Below are 25243 nucleotides of genomic sequence, written 5' to 3' on the forward strand. Positions count from 1 at the left end.
GCTGAGCCCAGGGGGCGGGACCCGGAGCCGGGTCACCGGGCGGGAGCGCGGGCGAACCGCCCCCGGCCCGCCCGCCGCTCATCCACCCGCCGGGTCACCCGCCCGCCTGCGTCACCCAGCGGGCCGCCGTCACCCAGCGAACTGCCGTCACCCCAGCGAGCCGGTGACCTTCGCGTGCCCCTTCAGCAGGTTCCGCGCGATCGTGCGCCGCTGGATCTCGTCCGTGCCCTCGTAGATCCGCAGCAGCCGCAGCTCCCGGTACCACCGCTCCACCGGCAGCTCCCGCGTGTACCCCATGCCGCCGTGGATCTGGAGCACCCGGTCCACGATCTCGTTCGCCTTCACCCCGCCGTACAGCTTCGCGATCGACTGCGCGTGCCGCGAGTCCACGCCCTGGTCGACCAGCCACGCCGCGTGCAGCACCAGCCACCGCAGCGCCTCCACCTCCACCGCGGAGTCGGCGATCATCCACTGGATCGCCTGGTACTCGGCGATGGGCTTGCCGAACGTGACCCGGTTCCTGGCCTGCTCGACCGCCATCTCCACCAGCCGCTCGCAGGACCCGAGCGCCCGCGCGGGCAGCAGGTACCGCCCCTGCCCGATCCACTGCATGGCCAGCCGGAACCCGCCGCCGACCTCGCCCAGCACGTTCTCCGACGGCACCCGCACCTCGTCGAACACCAGCGCCGCCGGACCCCACTGGCCCATCGTGGAGATCGGCTCCGAGCGCCACCCCATGTCCCGGTCCACCAGGAAGCAGGTGACGCCGCCGTCGGCGCCCCTCTCCCGGTCGGTCACCGCGAACACCATGGTGAAGTCCGCCTCGTGCCCGCCGGTGATGAACGTCTTCTCGCCGCTGATCACCCAGTCGTCGCCGTCGCGGCGCGCGGACGTCCGGATCGCCTTCGCGTCCGACCCCGCGCCCGGCTCGGTGATCGCGAAGCACGACACCCGCTCGCCGGAGATGGTCGGCAGCAGGTAGCGCTCCTTCTGCTCCTCGTTGCCGTGGAACAGGATGTTGTCGGCGTACCCGCCGAACCGGAACGGCACGAACGAGCGCCCCAGCTCGGTCTCCAGCAGCGCCGCCATCACCGCGCCCAGCCCCATCCCGCCGTACTCCTGCGGCGTGAGCACGCCGAAGAACCCCGACGCGCGGGCCTTGGCCTGGAGCTCGGCCAGCTCGTCGCCGGTGAGCCCCGGCTGCCCGGCCCGCTCGCGCCGCAGCACCTCCGGCTCCAGCGGTGTGATCTCCCGGCGCACGAACTCCCGCACCCAGTCCCGGACCTGCGTCTGCTCCTCGTCGAGCGCGAAGTCCATCCGTTTGCCTCCCAAGCGGGCCTTCGCCCTCAGGTGAACGCGCTGACCCCGGTCAGCGCCCTGCCGATCAGCAGCCTCTGGATCTGGCTGGTGCCCTCGTACAGCGTGGTGACCCTGGTGTCCCGCAGGTGCTTGGCCACCGGGTGGTCGTCGAGGTAGCCGTACCCGCCCAGCACCTGCACCGCCCGGTCGGCCACCCGCACCGACGCCTCGCTCGCGTACAGCTTCGCCATGGACGCCTCGGTGCGGAACGGCTCGCCCCGGTCGGCCAGGTCCGCGCAGCGCCAGGTCAGCAGCCGGGCTGCGTCGGTCTCCACGGCCATGTCCGCCAGCAGCTCCTGCACCAGCTGGAACCCGGCGATGGGCCTGCCGAACTGCTCGCGCTCCCGCGCGTACCGCAGCGCGGCCTCCAGCGAGCCCCGCGCCGCGCCCACGCACCCGGCGGCCACCGACATGCGGCCCCGGTCCAGGGCGGCCATCGCCAGCGCGAAGCCGCCGCCCTCCTCGCCGAGCACCGCGTCGCCCGGCACGGGGACGTCGTCGAGCAGCAGCTCGGCGGTGGCCTGGCCGCGCATCCCGAGCTTGCCGCGGATCTCGCGCGCGGTGAAGCCGGGGGAGCCGGTGGGGACCAGGAACGCGGTGACGCCGCGCGGGCCGGGACCGCCGGTGCGGGCGAAGACCAGCGCGACGTCCGCCCAGGTGCCGTTGGTGATGAAGACCTTCCGGCCGCTCAGCCGCCAGCCGCCCGCGACGCGCGTGGCCGACGCGGCGAGCGAGCCCGCGTCCGAGCCGGTGTCCGGTTCGGTGAGCGCGAAGCAGCCCAGCAGCGCGCCGGAGCACAGCCCCGGCAGCCAGCGCTCGCGCTGCGCGTCCGAGCCCGCCCGCGCGATGGTCTTCGCGACCAGGCCCAGCGACACCGACACGATGCCGCGCACCGCCGAGTCCCTGGCCGCCAGCTCCTCCAGGACCAGGCAGTACGCGAGGTGGTCGCCGCCGCTGCCGCCGTGCTCCTCGGGGACGCCGATGCCCAGGAACCCGATCTCGCCCAGCGCGGGGACCAGGTCGCGGTCGATGGACTCGGCGCGGTCCCAGCGGGCGGCGTGCGGGGTGATCCGGTCGGCGGTGAACTCCCTGGCGACCTCGCGGAGCTGCCGGTGCTCGGCGGACAGGCTCAGGTCCACGGTCGCGGCCTTCCCGTCGGTGGGCTCCCCGGCCGTCCAACGTAGGACGGGGGCGCCCGCCCGGCAAGGTCCCGGCTTCGGCTTCGACCTCCGGCCCGTTGATCTCGCCCTTCCCCACCCTCGGCCCGGATCTTCCGCCGCGCCGCTGTCGGTCCCCGCCGCTACGCTCCGGCCGTGGCCCAGGCTCTGGAACTCACCGTCGGCGAGCGCGTGGTGCGGGTGTCCAACCCGGACAAGGTCTACTTCCCCGAGCGGGGCATCACGAAGCGGCAGGTGGTCGAGTACTACCTGGCCGTCGCGGAGCCGCTGCTCGCGGTGCTGCGCGACCGGCCGACGACGTTGAAGCGGTTCGTCGACGGGGTGGCGGGGGAGGCGTTCTACCAGAAGCGGGTGCCGAAGGGCGCGCCCGAGTGGGTGCGGGTGGTCGGCGTGCGCTTCCCGTCCGGCAGGCCCGCCGAGCAGGTCAGGCCGACCGAGGCGGCGGTGCTGGCGTGGGCGGCGAACCTGGGCACGCTCGACTTCCACCCGTGGCCCGTGCGAGCGGACGACACCGACCACCCGGACGAGCTGCGCGTGGACCTGGACCCGCAGCCGGGCACCGGGTTCCGCGAGGCGGTGGAGGCGGCGGGGGTGCTGCGGGAGGTGCTGGGGGAGCTGGGGATGACCGGGTACCCGAAGACCTCCGGTGGGCGCGGGGTGCACGTGGCGGTGCGGATCAGGCCGGAGTGGGACTTCGTGGACGTGCGGCACGCGGTGATCGCGCTGGGCCGCGAGGTCGAGCGGAGGGCCCCGGACCTGGCGACGACGTCGTGGTGGAAGGAGGAGCGCGGCCGGAAGGTGTTCCTGGACTTCAACCAGGCGGCGCGGGACCGGACGATCGCGTCCGCGTGGTCGGTGCGGGGAACGCCGGGCGCGACCGTGTCGACGCCGGTGACGTGGGAGTCGCTGGGCGAGGTGGACCCGGTGGCGTTCGACGTGCGCACGGTGCCGGACTACCTGCGGGACGTGGGCGACCCGCACGCCGGGCTGGACGGGGAGGCGTTCGGGATCGAGGAGCTGCTGGGGTGGTACGCGGACGACCCCAGGGGGGAGATGCCGTACCCGCCGGACTACCCGAAGATGCCGGGGGAGCCGCCTCGGGTGCAGCCGTCGAAGGCGCGGAAGGCGGAGCAGGGCTGACCCGGCCCCGAGTCGACCGCCGCGCGGGGCGGACCGCAGCCGCAGCGGCCCCGGAGAACCCCTGCGCCGTACTCGGGTCGGGCGCCGGTCCGCGCGGCAGGGTTCTCCGCGCTGTGCGAGGAGGGCGCCGCCGGACACGGGCGATCGCCGGTCGGCGAGTGGCGGAGCGGTCCCCGTCGCGTGCGGGCGGGGTCGCTGGATCGGGTGGAGCCTGCGGTGTCGAGCTGCGGGAACGCCGGGGTTCGAGGTCGCGCCGGTAACGGCCGTCCGGTCGTCCGCGACCTCCGGGTGTTCCGCTCACCTGGAGGTCGCCGTGGTCCAGCAGTTCCCGTCGAACGGGTCGAAGCCGCCGCGCGCCGCGCTGTGGGTCGCGGGCGTGGTCGGGGCGCTGATCGTGCTGGGCCTGGTGGCGAACGGGCGCGGCGGGGACACCGGGGCGGAGGGCGGGGTCGCCGAGCCGTCCACCGCGGCCCCGGCGCGGCTCACCCCGGTGGGCGCGCCGACGACCTCGGCAGGCGCGCCCACCACCTCGGTCGGCGCGGCGGCGGTCAGCGCGGCGGAACCCGCCCCGCTCCCCGAGCCGTCCCCCGTCGAGACCTGCGTGGTGCCGGACGTGGTGGGAATGGTCCACCAGAGCGCGCAGGACACCGTGCAGGCGGCCGGGCTGTACCTGCTGCGCGAGGAGGACGCCACCGGGCAGGGGCGGCTCCTGCTGCACGACCGGAACTGGGTGACCACCGCGCAGAGCGTCCCGGCGGGACAGGTGGTGGACTGCTCGACCGCGATCACGCTGTCCGCCAAGAAGATCGGCGAGTGACGGGCTGAGACCCGCCGGGGCCGACCAGCGCGACCACCCGCCGCCCGCCCCGCCCGCCCCGCGCGCCCGAGGCGTCGAGCCGGTGAGCGTCGCGCGGCACGCCGACCCTCCCCGCGTTCTCCCTGCTCACGGCCGCGCACGAGTTGCGCCGACCGGCGGAAGTCCGGTTCGGGCGGTCGATCGGGCGCTGCTCCTCTCGTACCATGGACCCGGTTGTCGGTCGGTCCCGAGGAGGTGGGCAGGGTGGTGGACTCCTACGTCGTCCGGTACGTCGGCGGGCCGCTCGACGGGCGGGTCGACTCGGTCGCGCGGCCCCGGCCCGAGCCCCGGCCGACCGTCAAGCACGTGCACCTGCACGGCGGGCCCAAGATCGTGCACCACTACGACCTGCACTACGCCGTCGAGTACGGGTGCGAGTACCGGCTCCGCGTCGACGACGAGGACGAGGTCGGGGGCGAGCGCGGGGACGACGGCGCGTGCGGGGGCGCGGGCGAGGGCTGAGCGGGGGCCGGACCGCCGCGCGCGGGTGATCATCCACTGTGGACTCGACCGCCGCCCGCGGCGCCACTGCCGCCGCCCGGCGCGATTTCCCTTGCGCCGCAAAGCCAACCGCCTCCTTGCGCTCCGCAGTCACCCGGTCGCACAGTGGTGTCCCCGCGTGCGCGAGGGGCAGCCACCCGCCGGGAATGTCGGTGCCGTAGGGCAAGCTGCACCCCGAAGAAGTTGATCAGTGGAGGTGCCGATGGCCAAGGCCAAGCAGAGTCTGTCCCCCGAGGACCTCGACCACCTGCGGGCTGAACTCGACGCGGGTCGGCAGCCCCCGGTGTGGTTCACCGCCTCGGCGGTGGGGATGGAGGCGGGCAAGTCGGCCAAGGTGCTGGCGCTCACCGACCCGCCGGAGGGCGATTTCATCCAGGTCCGCCCGACCGGGGCCAAGGACGAGCTGTCCTTCTCCCCGGCCGAGCTCACCCTGGAGAAGCCCGCCCCCCGCAAGAAGGAGCCCGCCCCGCCCCCACCGCCACCCGCCGCCACCCCGGCGGCGGCGTCGGTGGAGCCGACCCCGGTCGAGCACATCTACACGCCCGAACCGCCCCCGAAGCCCAAGCCCGCCGCGAAGCCCGCGCCGAAGAAGCCCGCCAGGGGCGTCGAGGTGACGGTCACGCTCAACTCCACCGCCGACGGCGAGTGGACCGTGGACGTGCAGAGCGGCAGCAAGCGCACCCTGCGCGCGGCGCCCATCTCCGCCGCGCTGGTCGCCCAGGCGGCCCGGTCGCTGCTGCCCGAGGTGCACGAGGCGGTCGAGGGCGTGCTCGCGGCGGCGCGGGAGAAGCACCTCGCCCGCGTCGAGCAGCTGCGGTCCGAGCTGGAGGCGGCGCAGCGGGCGCTGGACGAGCTGTCCGAGTGACCCCGGTGTCGCCGGAACGCTCGGCCCGGTGACCACGCAGTGCTACTCAGTGGTGATCTGCACTCCGCGATCGGGTGAGGGTACTTCCGCTGCGCAGCGACAGGGCGCACGGTGAGGGCGAAATACCTTCGGGAGCGGGTAGGACCGCTCGACACGGGGAGGTCAATCATGGCGGTAGAGAGCACGGCGGCGGAGCGGCCCGCGGCCGGGGGTTGCGGCTGCTGCGGCGGCTGCACCGGCCCTGGGTGCGGCTGCTGCTCCAGCTGCTGACGAGGACGAACGGGTTCCGGCCCCGGTCGCGCCACGCGTGCGGCCGGGGCCGGTCCGCGTCCGCGCCCACCCCCGCGGGGCGTTCACCGCGCGCCCCCCCGGAACCCCCGCGCCGACGCGGAACGGTTCGGGGAGCGCGCCGGGCGCCCACCCCGGAAACCGGCCCGAGCACGCCGACGGGGGCACGTCCGGGGCTCCTGAAGCCCCCGTCCGCACCCCCGAGTGGTCACCAACCGTCACCGGGCGCCGGTCACGGCGGGCACACGGTGTTGTCCGACGGCACCTTCCCGTCGACCAGGAAGTCCTTCGCGAACCCCGCCGCGCAGGCCGAGTTCACCAGCGCCCCGTGCCCACCGCCCTGCCAGCCGACCAGCACCCCGCCGGGCAGCGACTGGGCCACCCGCTCGGTCCCCGCCCTCGGCGTCACCGGGTCGGCGTTCGTGCTCACCACGAGCACCGGCGGCGTCTGCTCCAGCTTCGGCGCCTTGTCCAGCTGCGGCACCGGGAACGGCCCGCACACCAGCAGCTGCCGCGCGTGCCACGCCCCGAACAGCGGGTGCTTCGACCCCCAGTCCTCCGCCAGCGCCGCCACCCGCTCGGGCGGCACCCGCGAGGAGGTGTCGTTGCAGGTCGTCACGATGCCCGCGTCCAGCCGGGGCGGGTCCGCCTCGGTGCCGCCCACCAGCGGGGCGACGAACCGCGCCAGCGGCGCCCCGTCCCCGCGCTCGGCGGCCACCAGCGCGTCGGCCAGCTCCGCCCAGCGCCCCCGCTCGGCCAGCCCGACCAGCACCGCCCTGGTCGCGGTGCCCGCCGTCACGTCGAGCCCGGCCGGGTCCCGCAGCGGCGTGGCCCGCAGCTCCTCCAGCAGCGCCGTGAACCGCTCCTCCGCGTCCGACCCGAGCGCGCACCGGCGCACCGCGCAGTCCGCCGCGAACGCCGCGAACGCCTCCTGCGCCGCCACCGCCCTCGCCTCGGCCACACCCATCACGTCCAACGTCGGGTCGGGGGCCCCGTCCAGCACGAACCGCCCCACCGCCGACGGGTACCGCGCCGCGTAGGTGGTCAGCACCTTCGAGCCGTCGCCGACCCCGATCGCGTTCAGGTGGCCCAGCCCCAGCTCGCCGCGCAGCTGCTCCAGGTCGGCGGCCGTGCGCCAGCTGTCCAGCGCGGTCAGCTGGTTCTCCATGTCCAGCACGCACTCCTGGCTGGCCCGCCCGACGTGCTCCAGCAGCCGCTCCTGCGAGGCCGCCGCCGGGTCCGACTCGACGATCCCCAGCCGCGCGGGCCCCGGAACGCACTGCACGCCGTCCGAGCTGCCGGTGCCCCGGCGGTCCACCCCGATCAGCGTGAACGTCCGCAGCAGCTCGGCGGGCAGCGCGGCGGCCATCCGGGCCGCCAGCACCGTGCCGGGATCGCCGTCCGGGTCGCCGAGCACGACCAGCGCGCTCTTGCCCGACCCCACCTTCAGCAGCTCCACCTGCAACGACCCGCGACCGGGGCGGCTGGGCGCGTCCAGCCGGGCGCTCATCCGCGCGCAGTCGTAGGTCAGCCCGCCGGTGGGCGCCCCGTCGCTCATCCGGGTCTTGGTCACGGCGGTGCAGTCGGACCAGTCGATCCGGCCGCCGAAGTCCTCGAGGCCCGGCAGCTCCCGCGTCCCGGACGTCGTGGTGGGTGGCGCCTGCCCGTCCCCGCCGCCACGCACGGCGATCACCGGCCGCGTCGACGGGCCCGCGCTGCACGCCGCCAGCGCGCTCAGTGCCACCAGGAACAGGGCGGCGTGACGCCGACGCGGCACAGTCGTTCCCACCTCTCAGACGACGGACATCGCAAAGAGTCACACAGTCCAGGTGAGACTTCGGTGAGTGCCACGGGGGACGATGGGGCCGTGGTCACCGCGCACGCCGACAGCACCCCCGCACCCCGCCCGCCGCTGGCCGCCGCCTCCGCCGCGGTGGCCAGGGGGGTGTCGGCCGTCCCGCCCACCGCGCTGCTCCTGCTGGGGGTGATCAGCGTCCAGGTGGGCGCGGCGGTCGCCAAGCACCTGTTCGCGCAGGTCGGGGCGTCCGGGGCGGTCGCGCTGCGGCTCGTGCTGGCCGCGCTGGTGCTGGTGGTGGTGTGGCGGCCGTCGCTGCGGATGCCCGCGCGGACGTGGGCGGTGGTCGGCGGGTTCGGCGTGGTCCTCGGGGCGATGAACCTGCTCATCTACCAGGCGATCGAGCGCATCCCGCTGGGCGCGGCGGTCACCATCGAGTTCCTCGGTCCGCTGGCGGTGGCGGTGCTCGGGTCCCGGCGCTGGGTGGACGGGCTGTGGGCGGTGCTCGCCGGGGGCGGGGTGCTGCTGCTGGCCAGGGCGGACGGCGGGCTGTCGGTCGCCGGGGTGGCGTTCGCGCTGGGGGCGGCGGCGTGCTGGGCCGCGTACATCCTGCTGTCGGCCGCCGTGGGCGGGCGCACCAGCGGGGGCCGAGGGCTGGCGCTGGCGATGGTCGTCGGGGCGCTGGTGGTCCTGCCGTTCGGGATCGGCGAGGCAGGCGCGGAGCTGGTGGAGCCGACGGTGCTGCTGATCGGGCTGGGGGTGGCGCTGCTGTCCTCGGTGGTGCCGTACTCGCTGGAGCTGGAGGCGCTGCGGCGGATCCCGTCGCGGACCTTCGGGGTGCTGATGAGCCTGGGACCGGCCGCGGCGGCGCTGGCCGGGCTGGCGCTGCTGGGGGAGCGGCTGGACCGGGTGCAGTGGGGCGCGGTGGCCTGCGTGGTGGCGGCCTCGATCGGGGCGACCCGCAGCGCCCGGCGGTGAGCTAGCGGGCCTGCCTGACCTCGCCGCGCAGCACGGCGGCCAGGTCGTACCGGGCGGGCTGGTCGAGCTGGTCGTAGCGGCAGGAGGCGGCGTCCCGGTCGGGGCGCCAGCGGCGGAACCGCCCGTTGTGGCGCAGGCGGGCGGGGGCGGCGCCCTCGGTCTGGCTGTAGGAGACCTCCAGGACGCGCTCGGGGGTCAGCGGGGTCCAGTCGGACTGCTTGCGCCAGCGGTTCTCCTCCCCCGGCGAGCGGCGCCCGTCCGACTGCCCCACCCAGGGGTGCTCGCCCCCGGTGATCAGCGGGGACAGCTCCTCGGCCAGCGCCCGGCGCTCGGCCGCCTTGAACGAGCCGACCACGCCCACGTGGTGCAGCACCCCGGCGTCGTCGTGCAGGCCGAGCAGCAGGGAGCCGACCGCCGTGCCGGGTTCGGTGTCCTTGTGCCAGCGCAGCCCGGCGACCACGCACTCGGCGGTCCTGGCGTGCTTGACCTTCACCATGGCCCGCTTGCCCGGCAGGTAGGCGCCTGCCACCGGCTTGCCGACCACCCCGTCCAGGCCCGCGCCCTCGAACAGGCCGAACCAGCGCCGCGCGAGCCCGACGTCCCCGGTGCACGGGGTCAGGTGCAGCGAGCCGGACGGCGTGATGACCTCCTCGAGGGCCGCCCGGCGGTCGGACGTGGGCCGGTCGAGCAGCACCTCGTCACCGAGCGCGAGCAGGTCGAACGCGACGAACCCCGCCGGGGTCCGCTCGGACAGCAGCGCGACCCGGCTCGCCGCCGGGTGGATCCGCTCGGTGAGGGCGTCGAAGTCGAGCCGCCCGTCCAGGGAGACGACCAGCTCGCCGTCCAGGACCACGCGGTCCGGGAGCGCGGAGTCGCGCAGGGCGGCCTCGACCTCGGGGAAGTACCGGTTCAGCGGCTTGCCGCCGCGGGACTGGAGCACCACGTCGGCCCCGTCGCGGAACACCAGGCAGCGGTAGCCGTCCCACTTGGGCTCGAAGAGCAGGTCCGAGGTGGTGGGGATGGCGTCCGCGCTCGTGGCCAGCATCGGCTGCACGGGCGGGGTCAGCGGGAGCGGCACCCGGCCATCCTGCCCCCGCGCGGCCCGGCGCGCAGCGGCGCCGGGAGGCCGGGGTCGGCGCCGCGCCGGACGGCGCGGGCGCTACCGGGACCGCGTGTAGCGGAGCATCAGGTAGCCCTCGTCGTGCAGCGCCGAGGACAGCTCCATACCGCGCGGCACCGCCGACGGCACGCCCGCGCCGATCCGGCCCGCGCCGCCCGCCACCAGCAGCGGGGCCACGGTCAGGCACAGCACGTCCACCAGGTCGGCCGCGATCAGGGACGCGAACAGGGCGGGCCCGCCCTCGCAGTCCACCCGGCGCAGGCCGCGCTCGTCCAGGGCGCGCAGGGCCAGCGCGGGGTGGACCGACGACTCGCCCGCCACCACCACGTCCGCCCCGGCCTCGGTCAGCTCCGCCCGCCGCCGGGCGGGGGCCTCCGAGGTGGTCAGCACGATCGGCGGCACCAGGGTGTCCGTGAGCAGCGGCGAGTCCGGCTCCAGCGAGCACCGGCCGCTCACCACCGCGATCGGCGGGATCGGGGCCAGGCCCAGCCGCGCCCTGCGCTCGGCCCGCGCCTTCCCGGCCACCACGCCCCGGTAGCCCTCGGCCGCCGCGGTGCCCGCGCCCACCAGGACCACGTCGGCCAGGTCGCGGCCCAGCGCGAACACCTTCTGGTCCGCCGCGCCGCCCAGGCCGCCGGAGCGGCCGTCCACCGTCATCGCCCCGTCCGCGCTGGCCACGAAGTTCACCTGCACCCACGGCCGGTCGAGCCCGGACGGGTGGTCGTAGAGCCGTTCCAGCTCCGCGTCCGTGATGTTGCTCTCCGCGCCGCTCCCCGGCCACAGCTTCTGCACCGACCCATCCCAGCACGGCGTTAGGCTCCCCGCCATGCCCGCCCCCAGCCTGGTCGAACGCGATCCGCAGGTCGCACCGGACGAACTAGTCGGGGCGATGGTCCCGCCGCCGCACTTCGACGCGGTCCGCTTCGACACCTACGCGCCCAACCCGGACGAGCCCAGCCAGGCCGCGGCCGTGGCTGCCTGCGCGGAGTTCGCCCGGCGGATCGGCGCGGGCGGCGAGCGCAAGGGGTGGCTCGGGTCGCTGTTCGGCAAGCGGGACAGCGGGCCCGCGCCGGGGCTGTACCTGGACGGCGGGTTCGGGGTGGGCAAGACGCACCTGCTGGCCTCGCTGTGGCACGCGGTGCCGGGGCCCAAGGCGTTCGGCACGTTCGTCGAGGTCACCAACCTGGTCGGTGCGCTCGGGTTCGTGGAGACGGTGCGCAGGCTCGGCGGGCACCGGTTGCTCGCGATCGACGAGTTCGAGCTGGACGACCCCGGCGACACCATGCTGGTCGGCAGGCTCATCAAGGAGCTGACCGAGGCGGGTGTCGCGGTCGCGGCCACCTCCAACACGCTGCCGGACAAGCTCGGCGAGGGCCGGTTCGCCGCCGCCGACTTCCTGCGCGAGATCCAGAAGCTCGCGGCCCGCTTCGAGGTCGTCCGGGTGGACGGGCCCGACTACCGGCACCGGGGGCTGCCCGACGCGCCCGACCCGATGAGCGACGCCGAGCTCGTCGCCAGGGCCGGGGCCACGCCCGGCTCGACCCTGGACGACTTCGACGCGCTGTGCGCGAAGCTCGCCAAGGTCCACCCGTCCCGCTACGGGCGGCTGCTCGACGGCGTCACCGCGGTCCACCTCAAGGGCGTGCACGCCGCCCCCGACCAGTCGGTGGCGTTGCGCCTGGTGGCTCTCGGTGACCGGCTCTACGACCGGGACATCCCGGTCGCCGTGTCCGGGCAGCCCCTGTCGGAGCTGTTCACCGAGGAGATGCTCACCGGCGGTTACCGCAAGAAGTACCTGCGGGCGGTCTCCCGGCTGGTCGCGCTGTCCCGCTGATGGACGAGTGTCGGCGCGCCTCCCGCCGGGTACTCGTGCGGGGCCTGGGAGTCCGCGGGAGGAGCGCCGATGCTGAGCGAGCGGGAACGCAAGACGCTGCAGGAGATCGAGTCCAGACTCGCGGGGGAGGAACCGGCGCTCGCCTCCGCGCTCGTCGACGGCAAGCCCGCCAGGCCCACGGTCGGCTACGCGCTCACCGCCGCGTTCCTGGCACTCGGGATCGTCCTGATGACGCTGGGGGCCTTCTGGGACGGGGTCGGCTCGATCTCGTTCGGCCTGGTCGTGCTGCTGTTCAGCCACACGACCTGGAAGTAGCCGCCAGCCGCCAGCCGCCCGCGGACCCGTCGCGGTCGCCGACCGCCGCGACGGACCCGCCCCTCACCCCCGACCGCTCCCCGGTGACGATCGGGTCACCAACCCCGCCCCGGCCGGAAATGCGTCGCGCGGCGCTCGCGCGGTGAGCGAGCATGGGGTCCGTGGGTTTCCTCGATGCGAACGGTCTCGCCTACCGGCTCCCGGACGGGCGGGAGCTGTTCCGCGACGTCTCGTTCAAGGTCGCCGCGAATTCCGTGGTGGCGGTGGTCGGCGCCAACGGCGTCGGCAAGTCGACGCTCCTCAAGATCATCTCCGGGGACCTGACCCCGGCCGCCGGCTCGGTGCGGGTGCAGGGCGGGCTGGGGGTGATGCCCCAGTTCGTCGGGTCCGTGCGCGACGAGAGCAGCGTGCGCGACCTGCTGCTCTCCGCCTCGCCCGCCCCGCTGCGCGCCGCCGCCGCCGAGCTGGACGCCGTCGAGCTCGCCCTCATGGAGACCGACGACGAGCCGACCCAGATGCGCTACGCCTCCGCGCTCGTCGCCTACGGCGAGGCCGGCGGCTACGACGCCGAGGTGCTCTGGGACGTGGTCACCGTCGCCGCGCTCGGCGTGCCGTTCGAGCGGGCCCGGTTCCGCGAGGTCAGGACGCTCTCCGGCGGCGAGCAGAAGCGGGTCGTGCTGGAGGCGCTGCTGCGCGGGCCCGAGCAGGTGCTGCTGCTCGACGAGCCGGACAACTACCTCGACGTGCCCGGCAAGCGCTGGCTGGAGCAGCGGCTCGTGGAGACCGGCAAGGCGGTGCTGCTGGTCAGCCACGACCGGGAGCTGCTCGCCGAGGCCTCCACGCACGTGGTCACGGTCGAGGCGCACGGCGCGTGGGTGCACACCGGCTCCTTCGGCACCTGGCACGAGGCGCGCGCCGCCCGGATCGAGCGGCTCGCCGAGGAGTGGAAGCGCTGGGAGGACGAGCACGACCGGCTCAAGGAGCTGGTGCGCACCCTCCAGGTCCAGGCCACGATCAGCGAGGTGATGGCCGCCAAGTACCGGGCCATGCAGACCAGGCTGCGCAGGTTCGAGGAGGCCGGGACGCCGCCGGAGATGCCGGTGCAGGAGCGGGTCGCGCCGAGGCTGCGCGGCGGGCGCACCGCCGTGCGCGCGGTGACCTGCGAGGCGCTGGAGCTGACCGGCCTGATGAAGCCCTTCGACACCGAGGTGTTCTTCGGCGACCGGGTCGCGGTGCTCGGCTCCAACGGGTCGGGCAAGAGCCACTTCCTGCGGCTGCTGGCGGGCGGCGACGTCGCCCACACCGGCTCCCTGCGGCTCGGCTCGCGGGTCCTGCCGGGGCTGTTCGCGCAGACCCACCAGCACCCCGAGTGGCTCGGGCGCACGCTCGTGGACGTGCTGTGGCACGGCGAGGGCGACCGCAAGGGGCTCGACCGGGGCGCGGCGATGTCGGTGCTCAGCCGGTACGGGCTGTCCGAGCGCGGCGACCAGCTGTTCGACAACCTGTCCGGCGGGCAGCAGGCGCGGTTCCAGGTGCTGCTGCTGGAGCTGTCCGGGTCCACCCTGCTGCTGCTCGACGAGCCGACCGACAACCTCGACCTGAACTCGGCCGAGGCGCTGCAGCAGGCGCTGGAGGAGTTCACCGGCACGGTCGTCGCGGTCACCCACGACCGCTGGTTCGCCCGCTCGTTCGACCGGTTCCTGCTGTTCCGGTCGGACGGCGAGGTCGTGGAGGTGGACGAGCCGGTGTGGGACGAGCAGCGGGTCAAGCGGGCCCGCTGAGGCGTGGCGGCGCCGGGTCGGGGCGACCCGGCGCCGCAGGCGTCAGCCCGCCGGGAGCAGCGCGGCGCGCAGCGCCGCCGCGTAGGCCTGCTGGCCCGCGCGGTTCGGGTGGTAGGAGCGGGTGATCGGCAGGGAGATGCCGTTGACCCACGGGGAGCCGCCGCAGACGCCGTGGCCCCGGAAGGCCGGGCGCACGTCCACGAACGAGAACCCGGCGGCCCTGGCGCGGGCGGCGGTGGTCGCGACGATCAGGTCGGTCGCCCGGTTCACCGCCGCGCGCCGCGCCGTCGACGGGCCGAGCAGGCAGAAGCCCTCCTCGAACAGCCTCGGGTAGCCGACCACCGCGACGGGCGCGGGGGTGCGGGCCCTGACCGCCGCGTAGGCCGCGTCCAGCCGGGCGGGCAGCTCGGCGCGGATGAACTGCTCGGCCGCCGCCACCCGGCGGGCGCAGGACGAGTCGGTGCCGGTGGTGCAGGTGGTCATCACCTCGGTGAACCCGGCGTCGTTGCCGCCCACGGTCAGGGTCACCGAGGACGTCTCGGAGTTCACGCCCGCCGCGACCTGGCCCGCGATGTCGGCGGTCGACGCGCCCGTGCAGGCCTGGAACGACAGCGACGAGTTCAGCCGCGCCGCCCACAGCACCGGGTGCGCGGCCTGGCTGCGCTTGCAGGCCCCGGACTCGGAACCCGCGCCGAGGCCGGACGCGAACGAGTCGCCGAGCGCCAGGTGCTCGGGGCGGATGCGGGCCCCGGTGATCGGGGCGCCTGCGACCTCCGCGATCACCGGGGCCTGTTCAGGCGCGGCGAGCGCGGAGGAGACCGATGCGAGTGGTGCGAGCGCGGCGATCAGCGCTGCCGCCAGGAGTCTCATGCACCGGACCTACCACCGCGCCCGCCCGCCGCCGCAGCCCGTTAACCCGTCAGAAGGTGACGCACACCGGAACGGGCGTCGGCCAGGTGCCGGTGGGCACGGGGAGTCCCGCCTCGTCCAGCTCGAACGTCGCCACCGTGTTCGAGTTCTGGTTCGCCGCGAACAGCAGCGCCCCGGTCGGGTCGAACGCCAGGTGCCTGGGGTGCGCGCCCCACGCGGGCACCAGCGCGCTCAGCTCCAGGCTGGCGCCGTCGTCGAGCACCCGGAACACCGCGATGCTGTCGTGGCCCCGGTTCGACACGTACGCGTGTCGCCCGTCCGGGGACACCAGGATCTCCGCCGGGTGGTTCTCGCCGCCCTCGGGCAGCTCCTCGCGCAGCGTGCTCAGCACCGCGCCCGGCGTCAGCACGCCGTCCGCGCAGGCCGCCACGGTGACGGTCGAGTCCAGCTCGTTCACGATGTAGGCGAACCGCCCGCCGGGGTGGAACGCCAGGTGCCGGGGGCCCGCCCCGGCGTGCGTGCGCGCGGTGGCGACGTGCTCCAGCCTCCCGCCGACCAGGCGGTAGGTGAAGACCGCGTCCGCGCCCAGGTCCACCGCGAGCACGAACCGGCCCGTCGGGTCCACGACGACCTGGTGCGCGTGCGGCCCCTCCTGCCGGTCCCGGTTCGGGCCGGAGCCCTCGTGCCGCACCAGGTCGCTCCGCTCGCCGAGCGAGCCGTCCGGCAGCACCGGGTGCGCCGAGACGCTGCCGGAGGTGTAGTTCGCGGCCAGCAGGTGCCCCTCGTGCAGCACCAGGTGGCACGGGTCGGCGCCCCCGGTCGACTGCCGGTTGAGCACGACCGGCACGCCGTCCGCGCCGATCGCCAGCGCCGTCACGGCCCCGTCCTGCTGCTCGTTGACCGCGTACAGCCGGTCGCCCTCGCGGACGAGGAAGGACGGGTTCGGCACGTCGGCGACCACCCCGGTGTGGGTGAGCACGCCCTTCGCGCGGTCGTAGGCGGCCAGGCCGACGCCCTCGCCGCCGCCCTCCCAGGTCGTGTAGGTGCCCAGGAACACCGCCGCGCTCCCGGTACCGGCCTCCGTCATCAGCAACCCCGTTCCTCGGTCTCGGCGCGGGCAGGCCGTCGCGCCGCCCGCGAACGGCGCAGTACCCCTCCGCCCCACCGCCGAATCCTAGGTGCGCCACCCGTTCGGCCGTTGATCCAACACCCTCTGCAACGGATCGCCGGGAAATCGCCCGATTGCGCAATGAATACACCGGAAGCGCAACACCTGACGGCTGAAAACGCCACCACACGCCCTCTAGCCTGAGGACATGACCGCCACCGCCCACCACACCGCCCCGCGCACCGCCTCGGACTTCATCGACCTCGACGAGCGCTGGAGCACGCACAACTACCACCCGCTGCCCGTCGTGCTCTCGCACGGCGAGGGGGCCTGGGTGACCGACGTCGAGGGGCGCCGGTACCTGGACTTCCTGGCGGGCTACTCGGCGCTCAACTTCGGGCACCGGCACCCCGCCCTCGTCGCCGCCGCCGTCGAGCAGCTCGGCCGGGTCACGCTCACCAGCCGGGCGTTCCACCACGACCAGCTCGGCCCGTTCTGCCACGAGCTCGCGGAGCTGACCGGCACCGAGGTCGCGCTGCTGATGAACTCCGGCGCCGAGGCGGTCGAGTCCGCGGTGAAGGTCGCCAGGAAGTGGGCCTACCGGGTCAAGGGCGTGCCGGACGGCCAGGCCGAGATCGTCGTGGCGGGCTCGAACTTCCACGGCCGCACCACCACGATCGTGTCGTTCTCCACCGACGAGAGCGCCCGCGCCGACTACGGCCCGTTCACCCCCGGCTTCCGGGTCGTCCCGTACGGCGACCTGGCCGCGCTGGAGGCCGCCGTCACCGACCGCACCGCCGCCGTGCTGCTGGAGCCGGTGCAGGGCGAGGCCGGTGTCGTCGTGCCGCCCGCCGGCTACCTGGCCGGGGTGCGCGCGGTGTGCGACGGGGCCGGGGCGCTGCTGGTCGCCGACGAGATCCAGTCCGGGCTCGGCCGCACCGGCGAGGTGCTGGCGCTGGACCACGAGGGCGTGCGCGCCGACCTCTACACCCTCGGCAAGGCGCTCGGCGGCGGCATCGTGCCGGTGTCCGCCGTGGTCGGCTCGCACGCGGTGCTGGACGTGCTGCGGCCCGGCGAGCACGGCTCGACGTTCGGCGGCAACCCGCTGGCCTGCGCCGTCGGCCGCGCGGTGGTGCGGCTGCTGGCCACCGGCGAGTTCCAGGAGCGCTCCCGCGAGCTGGGCGGGCACCTGCACGCGCGGCTGGGCGAGCTGGTCGGGCACGGGGTGGACGAGGTGCGCGGGCGCGGCCTGTGGGCGGGCGTCGAGCTGTCGGCGGGCGGGCCCGGCGGGCGCGCGGTGTCCGAGGCGCTGGCCGGGATGGGCGTGCTCTGCAAGGAGACCCGCGAGTCCACCCTGCGCGTCGCGCCGCCGCTCGTGATCACCCGCGAGGAGCTGGACCACGGCGTGGACGCGCTGGCCGAGGTGCTGTCCCGTTAGGACGGTTCGTCCGGGTGGACCGCTTCGTCCCCGGTGATCTCCGGGGAAATCGAGCAATCCGGAGCGATCACCGCCCCCGTGCGCGCATCATCGTCCGCATGGGTGAGCGCAAGCGGGCGTTGGCGGCCAAGGCGCTGGGGCGGTGGACCGAGCCGGACGAGGTGCGGGCGCGCGGCCGGGAGCTGCGCGCCACCACCGGCCCCGAGGCGCACCGGGAGTTCGTCACGGCCCCGGACCGCCCCTCCGTCGTGGAGTACGTGACCGCCACGAACGAGGGACGCCTGCCGCACCTCGTGCCGCTGCGCCTCCAGCGGATGCTCGCCTCCCCGTTCGCGTTCTTCCGGGGCAGCGCGGGCCTGATGGCGGGCGACCTGGCCGCAGGCCCCCGCAGCGGGCCCACCGCCCAGCTGTGCGGCGACGCGCACGCGGCCAACTTCGGGCTGTACGGCACGCCCGAGGGCAAGATCGTCATGGATGTCAACGACTTCGACGAGACGCTCCCCGGCCCGTGGGAGTGGGACCTCAAGCGCCTGGCCGCCTCGCTCGTGCTCGCGGGCCGCGAGGGCGGCGTGTCCGAGAAGGGCTGCCGCGGCGCCGCCGAGGACGCCGTGCGCGCCTACCGGGGCGCCGTCCGGCACCTCGCCGCCCTGCCGTTCCTGGAGTCCTGGAGCGCGCTCGGCGACGAGTCCGTGCTGTCCAGGGCCAAGGCCGACGACCTCGGCGAGGAGTTCGCCAAGGCCGCCGCCAAGGCCCGCCGCAACACCAGCGCCAAGGTCGCCGCCAAGTGGACCACCCGCGAGGACGGGCACTGGCGCTTCGCCACCGACCCGCCCGTGCTCGACCGGGTCACCGAGGACACCGCCCGCGCCGTCGTGGACGCCCTGCCGTCCTACGTGGACACCCTGCGCGAGTCCCGCTACAACCTGATCATGCGCTACGGCGTGTCCGACGTGGCGTTCCGCGTCGTCGGCACCGGCAGCGTCGGGCTGCGCAGCTACCTGGTCCTGATGCACGGCAACGGCGACGAGGCGCTCGTGCTCCAGGTCAAGGAGGCCAGGCCCTCCGCGCTCGCGCCGTTCCTCGGCCTGCCGCCCGCCAGGCACGAGGGCAAGCGGATCGTGCACGGCGCCCGGCTCGTGCAGGCCGAGACCGACATCCTGCTCGGCTGGACCACCGTGCAGGGGCGGCCGTTCATCGTCCGGCAGTTCCGCAACCGCAAGGGCGAGATCGACCCGACCCTGCTGGGGCGCGCCGAGCTGGAGGACTACGGCCGGTTCGCAGGCGCCCTGCTCGCCCGCGCGCACAGCCGCTCCCTGGACCCCAGGCTGCTCGACGGCTACTTCACCGGCGCGGGGCAGGAGTTCGACGAGGCCTTCGCCGGGTACGCCGTCGACTGCGCGGACCGCACCCGTGCGGACCACGCCGAGTTCGTCCGGGCGGTCCACTCGGGGGTGTTCCCCGCCCTCGGCGTGGAACACGGGTAACGGGCACCGCGCGCGGGTACGTTGCCGGCGTGACGGACTTCGCGTGGGTCGGGCTCATCAGGCACGCCGAGAGCACAGGGAACGTGGCCAGGGAGGTCGCCGAGTCGAGCGCCCTCCACTTCATCGACATCGACGAGCGCGACGCGGACGTCCCGCTGTCGCCGGAGGGCGAGCGCCAGGGCGCCGCGCTCGCCGCGCACTTCGCCGCGCTGCCCGAGGGCGAGCTGCCGGACGTCGTGGTCGCCTCCCCGTGCCGCAGGGCGCTGCACACCGCCATGCTCGCCCTGCCCGACCACCCGGTCGCGCTGGTGGACGAGCGGCTGCGCGACCGCGAGCTCGGCGCGCTCGACCTGCTGACCCGGCGCGGCCTCGCCCACCGCTACCCGGAGGAGCTGGCCCGCAAGCGCAGGCTCGGCAAGTTCTACTACCGGCCGCCGGGCGGCGAGTCCTGGGCCGACGTGGCGCTGCGGCTGCGGTCCCTGCTCGGCGACCTGGAGCGGCAGCACGGCGGCAAGCGGGTGCTGCTCGTCGCGCACGAGGTGACCGCGCTGCTGCTGCGCTACCTCCTGGAGGGCGTGCCCGAGCCGGAGCTGCTGGAGCACGCGCGCACCACCGTCGTGCCGAACGCCTCGCTGACCGCGTGGGAGCGGGTCGGCGACGGCTACCTGCTGCGCGCCGCGCACACCACCGCGCACCTGGGCGACCTCGACCCGCTGGCGGTCGGCGGCCTGTGACACCGGGTTGCTCGTTGGCGCGCACGCTCGACCGCCGTCGATGATGTGCCGGTGAACTCGCCAACCGGGCTGCGCACCGTCGCGGCCACCCGATACGTCACGCCCTTCCGGGAGGGCGGCTCCCTGCCGGGGCTCGTCGAGGCCGACGACCTCGGCATGTACGTGCTGAAGTTCCGGGGCGCGGGCCAGGGCGTCAAGGTGCTCGTCGCCGAGATCGTCGTCGGCGAGCTGGCCCGCCGCCTCGGCTTCCGCGTCCCGGAGATCGTCCTGGTCGAGCTCGACCCGGAGCTGGCCCGCTCCGAGCCCGACCAGGAGGTGCAGGAGCTGCTGCGCGCCAGCGGCGGCCTCAACATCGGGCTGGACTACCTGCCCGGCTCGTTCGACTACAACCCCGTCGTGCGCGCGCCGGAGCCCGCCGAGGCCACCAGGCTGCTGTGGCTCGACGGCCTCGTGCTCAACGTCGACCGCAGCTGGCGCAACCCGAACACCCTGCTGTGGCACCGGAAGCTGTGGCTGATCGACCACGGCGCCGCCCTCTACCCGCACCACTACTGGCGCGCCGACCGGTTCCCCGCCGACCGCTACCGGTTCGACGCGGCCGACCACCTGATGCTGCCGTTCGCGGGCGCCCTGTCCGAAGTGGACGGGGAGCTGTCCGCCGCGATCACCCCCGAGCTGCTCGACGAGGTGCTCGCGCTGGTGCCCGACGAGTGGCTGGAGGGCGACGAGCAGTTCCCAGGGGCCGAGCGGGTCCGCTCCGCCTACCGGGACCTCTTCGCCGCGCGGCTGCGCGCGCCCAGGACGTGGGTCGACGAGCTGGAGGCCGCCCGTGCCGCACGTGTTTGAGTACGCGCTGCTGCGCGCCGTCCCCCGGCAGGAGCGCGGCGAGTTCGTCAACGTCGGCGTGCTGCTCTACAGCGCCCCGCTGGGGTTCCTCGGCGCGCGGGTGCACGTGGACGAGGCGCGCGTGCTCGCGCTCGACCCGCACCTGGACGTGGAGCTGCTGCGCGACAGCCTGACCCACCTCGGCCTGTCCTGCTCCGGGGACCGCGCGGCCGGGCCGGTGTCCGGGACCAGCGCCGGGCAGCGGTTCCGCTGGTTGACCGCGCCGCGCAGCACCATCGTCCAGACCTCGCCCACCCACACCGGGCTCACCGAGGACCCCGACGCGGAGCTGGAGCGGCTGCTCGCCGCGCTGGTGCTGCCACCCCGCCCGCCGGGCGACCACTAGGGTTCCCTGGCAACCTGCGGGCCCGCGCCGCGTCTACCGGTGTGAGGCACCTAGAGCCCAGACGGATCGGGGAATCGACATGAGTGCTGGCCATTACGGGCACCAGCAGAGCCCTGGTTACCGCCAGGCGCCGGTGAGGCGGAGGCGGCGGCCGGGGCGGATCATCGGGTTCGTCCTGGTGGCGCTGCTGCTCGCCGTGGTCGGGATGTGGGTGTACGTCGACACCTCGCTCAGCCGCAGCGACGCGCTGCCCGACTACGAGGGGCGGCCCGCCGACACGCCGGGCACGAACTGGCTGCTGGTCGGGTCCGACGCGCGCGACGACCTCACGGACGAGCAGAGGGAGAACCTCGCCACCGGCGACGCCGCGGGCAGGCGCACGGACACCATCATGCTGCTGCACATCCCCGAGGGCTCGGGGAAGTCGACCCTGGTGAGCATCCCGCGCGACTCGTACGTGGACATCCCGGACAACGGCAAGAACAAGGTCAACGCGGCGTTCGCGTTCGGCGGCGGGCCGCTGCTGGCGCGCACCGTCGAGGGGGCGACCGGCATCCGGATCGACCACTACATGGAGGTCGGGTTCGGCGGGTTCGCGAACGTGGTCGACGCGGTCGGCGGCGTGGAGATGTGCCTGGACGAGCCGCTGAAGGACCCGCTGGCCGGCCTGGACCTGCCCGCCGGGTGCCAGGAGCTGGAGGGCTCGCAGGCGCTGGGCTTCGTGCGCACCCGCGCGTTCGCCACCGCCGACCTGCAGCGCGTGCAGAACCAGCGCGCGTTCCTGTCGGCGCTGGCGGACAAGGCCACCAGCGCGGGCACGCTGCTCAACCCGTTCCGCTCGATCCCGCTGGTGTTCGCGGCGACCGACTCGGTGTCGGTGGGCGACGGCGACCACCTGCACCACCTCGCGGCGATGGCGCTGGGCATGAGCGGCGGCGTGGACAACGTGACGGTGCCGGTCGGCTCGACGCCGACGCTGCCGGGCGTCGGGTCGGTCGTGCAGTGGGACCGGGAGAACGCGCTGCGGCTGTTCGGGGCGCTGGAGAAGGACGAGGCGGTCCCGGCGGACCTGCTGCAGCAGCCGAAGTAGCCGGTCGGCCGCCGGTCGTGGCCCGGTGGCTTGTGACGGGTCGTGAACGCGAGAACGGCGCCGGGGAGAGCTCCCCGGCGCCGTTCTCGCGTTCACCGGGCCTCGCGGACCGGTGTCCGCCCCCCGTGCGCGTCTCGCCGAGCGGTCAGGCCCGCTCGGCCACCTTCCTCGGGTCGGCGGTCCGCTTGGCCGTGGTCTCCGCGGCGGGGCGCTCGGCGACGGCTGTCGCCGCGCTCGCACCGTCGGAGCCGGCTATCCGCGCCGCTGACCCGGTTTCGTACAGGGATGAGACCAGGGCGGATGCCTCGACGATGTCCTCGAACTCGCGGACCAGGTCGTCGAAGATCGGCGTGAGTGACACTTGGTAACCCCCAATTAACCGGTTCGTCCCCCGATCGGACCAAGGGAGCGTACTCGTCCTTACCCCCCTCCCGTCCCCCTTACGCGCGCCGCCGCGATCTTTTTCACGGCGAACCCGCAGCTGGGACCGCATCACTGCGGGTTGCGGCGGTCGTCACACGCTGTTCGGGAATGCGGGGTGACCAGCGGCGGTGAGCGGGGCCTGTGAGTGATCCCACTCGTGATTACCGCGTGTTGCGGTGAAGCGCGTTTCGTCGCTCGGTGGAGTCGCCTTTCCCACAGTGGTCCCACACCGCGTCCGGGACCCTATGAAGATCAACTTTTGGCGCGCCGAACTTGTCGGATTGTTCAACGATCTTTGCGCTGGTCGGCGGCGGTGAACGGCGGGTGAACACGAGGGGGGCGATTCCCTGCGGAAGCCCTTTATCAGATCAGTCTTAACGAAGGGCCAACGGGGGGTGTCCACAAGCTTTCCCAATTTGATCAACTTCGTAAAGTTGACCGCATGTCGGTTCCCGAGCTCAGCGTCGACCTGCACCGCCTCGTAGCGGGGTGGGCGGCGGGCCTCCCGGACTACGTCGGCACCGCGGCCGACATCGCCACAGACGCGGTGGTCGGGGTGTTCGTGCTGCTGTTCGCGCTGCTGCTGTGGCGGGCGCGGCGGGAGGGGAGCCGGGACGAGCAGGCGCGGGCGATCGTCGCGCCGATCGCGATGGTGGTCGCCTACCTGGTGAGCAGGACCGCGAAGTCGCTCGTGGAGCAGGACCGGCCGTGCCGGAGCATGGACGTGATCTCGGAGTGCCCGCCGGTCGGCGACTGGTCGTTCCCCAGCAACCACTCGGCCATCGCCGGGGCGGCGGCGGTGGCGATCGTGATGTGCGACCGGAGGCAGCGGTGGGTCGTCCCCGTCGCGCTGCTGGCCGGGGCGTCGCGGGTGTTCGTCGGCGTGCACTACCCGCACGACGTGCTGGCGGGCCTGCTGCTGGGCGCGCTGGTGGCCGCGATCATGCAGAAGCTGGCCCCGCTGCTGCCGGTGCCCGCGTGGTTCGCGGCGCCCGGCAACCCGGAGGCCGCCGAGCGCGGCGCGGCCGACCCGCGCCCCTGCGCCCGCGCGACCCCCGACAACGGCAGGCCCGCCGGTCGCGGCGACGCCCTCACCGCAGGCCGGACGGCCGGCCGGGACGAGGGGCGCGACGCCGTGGCCGCGAAGGCGGAGGCGGCGCTGGTCAGCGCGGCGGTGAACGCGGCCGTGAGCGCGGCGGTCGGCGCGGCCATGGGCGGCCCCGAGGCGAAGGCGGCGAGCCGGAGCATCGCCGCGTCGAAGGCACTGGCGGAGGCCGCCAGGGCCGAGCTGCGCCGCACCTCGGGCGACGAGCCCGCCCAGCCCACCCCGACCCGAGTGGCCCAGGCCCCCGCGGCGACCAGGCTGGAACGCCTCCCCGACCCGACCACGGCCGTGCAGGTGGCGGTCACGGGCGCGGGCGACGAGGCGACCCGGATGGTGCAGGTGTCCGTGGTCGGCGCACCCCCGACCCGCGCCCTCCCGACCCCCGCCCCTGCCACCGACGCGCCCCGCGCCCAAGTGTCCGGCGCCGAGCCGACTCGGGCGCTGGCGGCGCAGGGGGTCGACCAGACCAGGGCCCTGGCCGGGCAGGGGGCTGAGCCTGGGGCGATGCCTGAGCCTGGCGCTGATCCGACGAGGGCGATGCCTGCGCCGGGCGCGGAGCCGACTCGGGCGCTGGCGGCGCCGGGGGTCGACCAGACCAGGGCGCTGGCCGCGCTGGGGGTCGACCCGACCAAGGCGCTCTCGGCGCCGGGTGGTGCGGCTGCCACGCGAGTGGTCCAGGCGCCCAGTGGGGGAGCGGCGCACGGGCAGGGGGCCGAGGCGACCCGCGTTCAGCCCGCGGGCGCCGGCGCGGAGTCGACCCGCGTGGTCCGGCTGCCCGGCGCGCGACCGGACCGGGGACAGGCGGAGACCGAGGTGCTGGCGAGGGTGAGCGCGGACGACGCGCCCCCGCCGCGCGTGGAGTCCACCAGGATGGTCCCGCTCTCCGGCACGACCGGCGCGCCCCCGCAGGTCCCGGCTCCCCTGAACCTGACCCGCGCCCTGCCGAGGTCGGGCTCGCTCCAGGGCTTGGCGGGCGCGCCCGGCGGACGCAGGCGCGCCGCCGACCAGGCGACCGTCCCCGCCGCCGAACCCGTCACCCCGGTTCCGGGCGCCCAGGGCCCAGGCGCCCAGGGCCCGAGCGCCCAGGGCCCGAGCGGTCAGGGGCCGAATGCCCAGGGCCTGAGTGGCCAGGGCCGCCCCGCCCAAGGCCCGAGCGTTCCGCCCGTCGCCGTCCCGCCCGCGAGCACGCCGCCCGCGAGCACCCCGCCCGTCGCCGTCCCGCCCGCGATCAACCCGGCTGCCGCCGCCGCGCTCGCCGCTGATCTGCCCGCCGCGAGCACCCCCGCGACCGCCCTGTTCGCCGCCCCCGGCACCCCGGTCGCGACTCCCGCTCCCGCGGGCTTCCCCGGTGGCCGCCCGACCGATCCGGACGCTGCCGACACGGCCGTCATCCACGGCCTCTTCCGGGGCGGCGACCACGGCCCCGCCGCGCCCCCCGCCCCATCACGGGTCCCGTCACCCGCCCCCACCGCGAACTCCACCCCCACCGCTGCCCACACCGCTGCCCCCACCCCGCCCGACGCCCCTCGCGCCCCCCGGCGCCCCGTCCCCCCGCGCGACCCGGCGACCACCGACGTCCTCCCCAGGATCTGATCCCGCACCCCCCGAAGCGGGGCGCCCCACCACGGGGCGCCCCGCTTCGCGCTCCAGGGGTCCCGCGAATGGCGGTCAGGTATATCGGTGATTCGCCCGCAAACCGGTTGCGGGGCCACCCCGCGAAAAACGCGCCTCCCCATTCAGCCCCGAGTCG

General features: G+C 75.0%; 23 protein-coding genes. 15 read left to right on the forward strand and 8 right to left on the reverse strand.

Going from position 1 to position 25243, the window contains the following annotated elements; all coding sequences use genetic code 11:
- Positions 1–147: 147 nt before the first annotated feature.
- Both CNX65_RS07790 and CNX65_RS07795 read right to left on the reverse strand, forming a co-directional pair.
- Positions 148–1317: an acyl-CoA dehydrogenase family protein gene (locus CNX65_RS07790; protein ID WP_015800407.1), complete on the reverse strand. Its 1170-nt coding sequence runs from the start codon at positions 1315–1317 to the stop codon at positions 148–150.
- Positions 1318–1346: 29 nt separating this feature from the next.
- The gene (locus CNX65_RS07795; RefSeq protein ID WP_096492159.1) at positions 1347–2498 is read right to left on the reverse strand and encodes an acyl-CoA dehydrogenase family protein; all 1152 of its coding nucleotides are present in this window, start codon (positions 2496–2498) and stop codon (positions 1347–1349) included.
- Positions 2499–2672: 174 nt separating this feature from the next.
- Here CNX65_RS07795 and ligD point away from each other — a divergent pair, with 174 nt between their 5' ends.
- From ligD to CNX65_RS07815, 4 genes are all read left to right on the forward strand, one after another.
- Entirely contained in the window at positions 2673–3677 is a 1005-nt protein-coding gene (gene ligD / locus CNX65_RS07800; protein ID WP_096492160.1) for a non-homologous end-joining DNA ligase, read from the forward strand.
- A 313-nt stretch (positions 3678–3990) separates the two neighbouring features.
- Positions 3991–4494, forward strand: coding sequence for a PASTA domain-containing protein (locus CNX65_RS36735; RefSeq protein ID WP_232519742.1), 504 nt, complete (start codon positions 3991–3993; stop codon positions 4492–4494).
- 213 nt (positions 4495–4707) lie between these two features.
- Positions 4708–4995, forward strand: coding sequence for a hypothetical protein (locus CNX65_RS36740; RefSeq protein WP_232519743.1), 288 nt, complete (start codon positions 4708–4710; stop codon positions 4993–4995).
- Between the two features lie 241 nt (positions 4996–5236).
- On the forward strand, positions 5237–5899 hold the full coding sequence (locus CNX65_RS07815; RefSeq protein ID WP_096492161.1) for a DUF6319 family protein: 663 nt from the start codon (positions 5237–5239) through the stop codon (positions 5897–5899).
- A gap of 520 nt (positions 5900–6419) precedes the next feature.
- Here the strand turns inward: CNX65_RS07815 and CNX65_RS07820 are convergent.
- Positions 6420–7964: an alpha/beta hydrolase gene (locus tag CNX65_RS07820; protein ID WP_096492162.1), complete on the reverse strand. Its 1545-nt coding sequence runs from the start codon at positions 7962–7964 to the stop codon at positions 6420–6422.
- Between the two features lie 90 nt (positions 7965–8054).
- Between CNX65_RS07820 and CNX65_RS07825 the strand changes: the two genes are divergently transcribed.
- Positions 8055–8960, forward strand: a complete 906-nt coding sequence (locus CNX65_RS07825; RefSeq protein WP_096492163.1) for an EamA family transporter — start codon at positions 8055–8057, stop codon at positions 8958–8960.
- A gap of 1 nt (position 8961) precedes the next feature.
- Here CNX65_RS07825 and CNX65_RS07830 read toward each other — a convergent pair whose 3' ends face one another.
- Both CNX65_RS07830 and CNX65_RS07835 read right to left on the reverse strand, forming a co-directional pair.
- On the reverse strand, positions 8962–10038 hold the full coding sequence (locus tag CNX65_RS07830) for an ATP-dependent DNA ligase (protein ID WP_096492164.1): 1077 nt from the start codon (positions 10036–10038) through the stop codon (positions 8962–8964).
- An 81-nt stretch (positions 10039–10119) separates the two neighbouring features.
- Entirely contained in the window at positions 10120–10908 is a 789-nt protein-coding gene (locus CNX65_RS07835) for a pyrimidine reductase family protein (protein WP_096492165.1), read from the reverse strand.
- Between CNX65_RS07835 and zapE the strand changes: the two genes are divergently transcribed.
- The 3 genes from zapE to CNX65_RS07850 all read left to right on the forward strand — a co-directional run bounded on the left by zapE (position 10907) and on the right by CNX65_RS07850 (position 14010).
- Positions 10907–11914 (forward strand): cell division protein ZapE, encoded by a 1008-nt coding sequence (gene zapE, locus CNX65_RS07840; RefSeq protein WP_096492166.1) that lies wholly within the window; start codon positions 10907–10909, stop codon positions 11912–11914. The genes CNX65_RS07835 and zapE overlap by 2 nt on opposite strands.
- 69 nt (positions 11915–11983) lie before the next feature.
- On the forward strand, positions 11984–12229 hold the full coding sequence (locus CNX65_RS07845; protein WP_015800420.1) for a DUF3040 domain-containing protein: 246 nt from the start codon (positions 11984–11986) through the stop codon (positions 12227–12229).
- Positions 12230–12381: 152 nt separating this feature from the next.
- Entirely contained in the window at positions 12382–14010 is a 1629-nt protein-coding gene (locus CNX65_RS07850; protein WP_177154627.1) for an ABC-F family ATP-binding cassette domain-containing protein, read from the forward strand.
- Between the two features lie 42 nt (positions 14011–14052).
- On the opposite strand, the gene CNX65_RS07855 is transcribed toward CNX65_RS07850, so the two are convergent.
- The gene (locus CNX65_RS07855) at positions 14053–14880 is read right to left on the reverse strand and encodes an SGNH/GDSL hydrolase family protein (protein WP_096492167.1); all 828 of its coding nucleotides are present in this window, start codon (positions 14878–14880) and stop codon (positions 14053–14055) included.
- Positions 14881–14929: 49 nt separating this feature from the next.
- The gene (locus tag CNX65_RS07860) at positions 14930–15967 is read right to left on the reverse strand and encodes a lactonase family protein (protein ID WP_096492168.1); all 1038 of its coding nucleotides are present in this window, start codon (positions 15965–15967) and stop codon (positions 14930–14932) included.
- A gap of 229 nt (positions 15968–16196) precedes the next feature.
- Between CNX65_RS07860 and rocD the strand changes: the two genes are divergently transcribed.
- The 6 genes from rocD to CNX65_RS07890 all read left to right on the forward strand — a co-directional run bounded on the left by rocD (position 16197) and on the right by CNX65_RS07890 (position 21965).
- Positions 16197–17426 (forward strand): ornithine--oxo-acid transaminase, encoded by a 1230-nt coding sequence (gene rocD / locus CNX65_RS07865; protein ID WP_096492169.1) that lies wholly within the window; start codon positions 16197–16199, stop codon positions 17424–17426.
- A 98-nt stretch (positions 17427–17524) separates the two neighbouring features.
- Positions 17525–18910: a DUF2252 domain-containing protein gene (locus CNX65_RS07870; RefSeq protein WP_096492170.1), complete on the forward strand. Its 1386-nt coding sequence runs from the start codon at positions 17525–17527 to the stop codon at positions 18908–18910.
- Positions 18911–18939: 29 nt separating this feature from the next.
- The gene (locus CNX65_RS07875; RefSeq protein WP_096492171.1) at positions 18940–19644 is read left to right on the forward strand and encodes a histidine phosphatase family protein; all 705 of its coding nucleotides are present in this window, start codon (positions 18940–18942) and stop codon (positions 19642–19644) included.
- A gap of 51 nt (positions 19645–19695) precedes the next feature.
- The gene (locus CNX65_RS07880; RefSeq protein ID WP_232519744.1) at positions 19696–20490 is read left to right on the forward strand and encodes a HipA family kinase; all 795 of its coding nucleotides are present in this window, start codon (positions 19696–19698) and stop codon (positions 20488–20490) included.
- Complete coding sequence (locus tag CNX65_RS07885; protein ID WP_096492173.1) at positions 20474–20875, forward strand: DUF3037 domain-containing protein; 402 nt, start codon at positions 20474–20476, stop codon at positions 20873–20875. The genes CNX65_RS07880 and CNX65_RS07885 overlap by 17 nt, the downstream gene beginning before the upstream one ends.
- A 79-nt stretch (positions 20876–20954) precedes the next feature.
- Positions 20955–21965 carry an LCP family protein gene (locus CNX65_RS07890; RefSeq protein WP_177154628.1) on the forward strand — a complete coding sequence of 337 codons (1011 nt, stop codon included), beginning with the start codon at positions 20955–20957 and terminating at the stop codon, positions 21963–21965.
- A 145-nt stretch (positions 21966–22110) separates the two neighbouring features.
- Here CNX65_RS07890 and CNX65_RS07895 read toward each other — a convergent pair whose 3' ends face one another.
- Positions 22111–22326 (reverse strand): hypothetical protein, encoded by a 216-nt coding sequence (locus CNX65_RS07895; protein WP_096492174.1) that lies wholly within the window; start codon positions 22324–22326, stop codon positions 22111–22113.
- Between the two features lie 504 nt (positions 22327–22830).
- On the opposite strand from CNX65_RS07895, the gene CNX65_RS37735 reads away from it, so the two are divergent.
- The gene (locus tag CNX65_RS37735) at positions 22831–25086 is read left to right on the forward strand and encodes a phosphatase PAP2 family protein (protein WP_096492175.1); all 2256 of its coding nucleotides are present in this window, start codon (positions 22831–22833) and stop codon (positions 25084–25086) included.
- Positions 25087–25243: the final 157 nt, after the last annotated feature.

The sequence above is a fragment of the Actinosynnema pretiosum genome (genome assembly GCF_002354875.1).
Classification (GTDB): domain Bacteria; phylum Actinomycetota; class Actinomycetes; order Mycobacteriales; family Pseudonocardiaceae; genus Actinosynnema; species Actinosynnema auranticum.

Coding starts and splice junctions, on each gene's coding strand:
- CNX65_RS07815 (WP_096492161.1), top strand. CDS start 5,237: ATGGCCAAGGCCAAGCAGAGTCTGTCCCCCGAGGACCTCGACCACCTG.
- CNX65_RS07835 (WP_096492165.1), bottom strand. CDS start 10,908: ATGGCGGGGAGCCTAACGCCGTGCTGGGATGGGTCGGTGCAGAAGCTG.
- CNX65_RS07870 (WP_096492170.1), top strand. CDS start 17,525: ATGGGTGAGCGCAAGCGGGCGTTGGCGGCCAAGGCGCTGGGGCGGTGG.
- CNX65_RS07860 (WP_096492168.1), bottom strand. CDS start 15,967: ATGACGGAGGCCGGTACCGGGAGCGCGGCGGTGTTCCTGGGCACCTAC.
- rocD (WP_096492169.1), top strand. CDS start 16,197: ATGACCGCCACCGCCCACCACACCGCCCCGCGCACCGCCTCGGACTTC.
- CNX65_RS07890 (WP_177154628.1), top strand. CDS start 20,955: ATGAGTGCTGGCCATTACGGGCACCAGCAGAGCCCTGGTTACCGCCAG.
- CNX65_RS07850 (WP_177154627.1), top strand. CDS start 12,382: ATGGGGTCCGTGGGTTTCCTCGATGCGAACGGTCTCGCCTACCGGCTC.
- CNX65_RS07855 (WP_096492167.1), bottom strand. CDS start 14,880: ATGAGACTCCTGGCGGCAGCGCTGATCGCCGCGCTCGCACCACTCGCA.
- CNX65_RS37735 (WP_096492175.1), top strand. CDS start 22,831: ATGTCGGTTCCCGAGCTCAGCGTCGACCTGCACCGCCTCGTAGCGGGG.
- zapE (WP_096492166.1), top strand. CDS start 10,907: ATGCCCGCCCCCAGCCTGGTCGAACGCGATCCGCAGGTCGCACCGGAC.
- CNX65_RS07790 (WP_015800407.1), bottom strand. CDS start 1,317: ATGGACTTCGCGCTCGACGAGGAGCAGACGCAGGTCCGGGACTGGGTG.
- CNX65_RS07845 (WP_015800420.1), top strand. CDS start 11,984: ATGCTGAGCGAGCGGGAACGCAAGACGCTGCAGGAGATCGAGTCCAGA.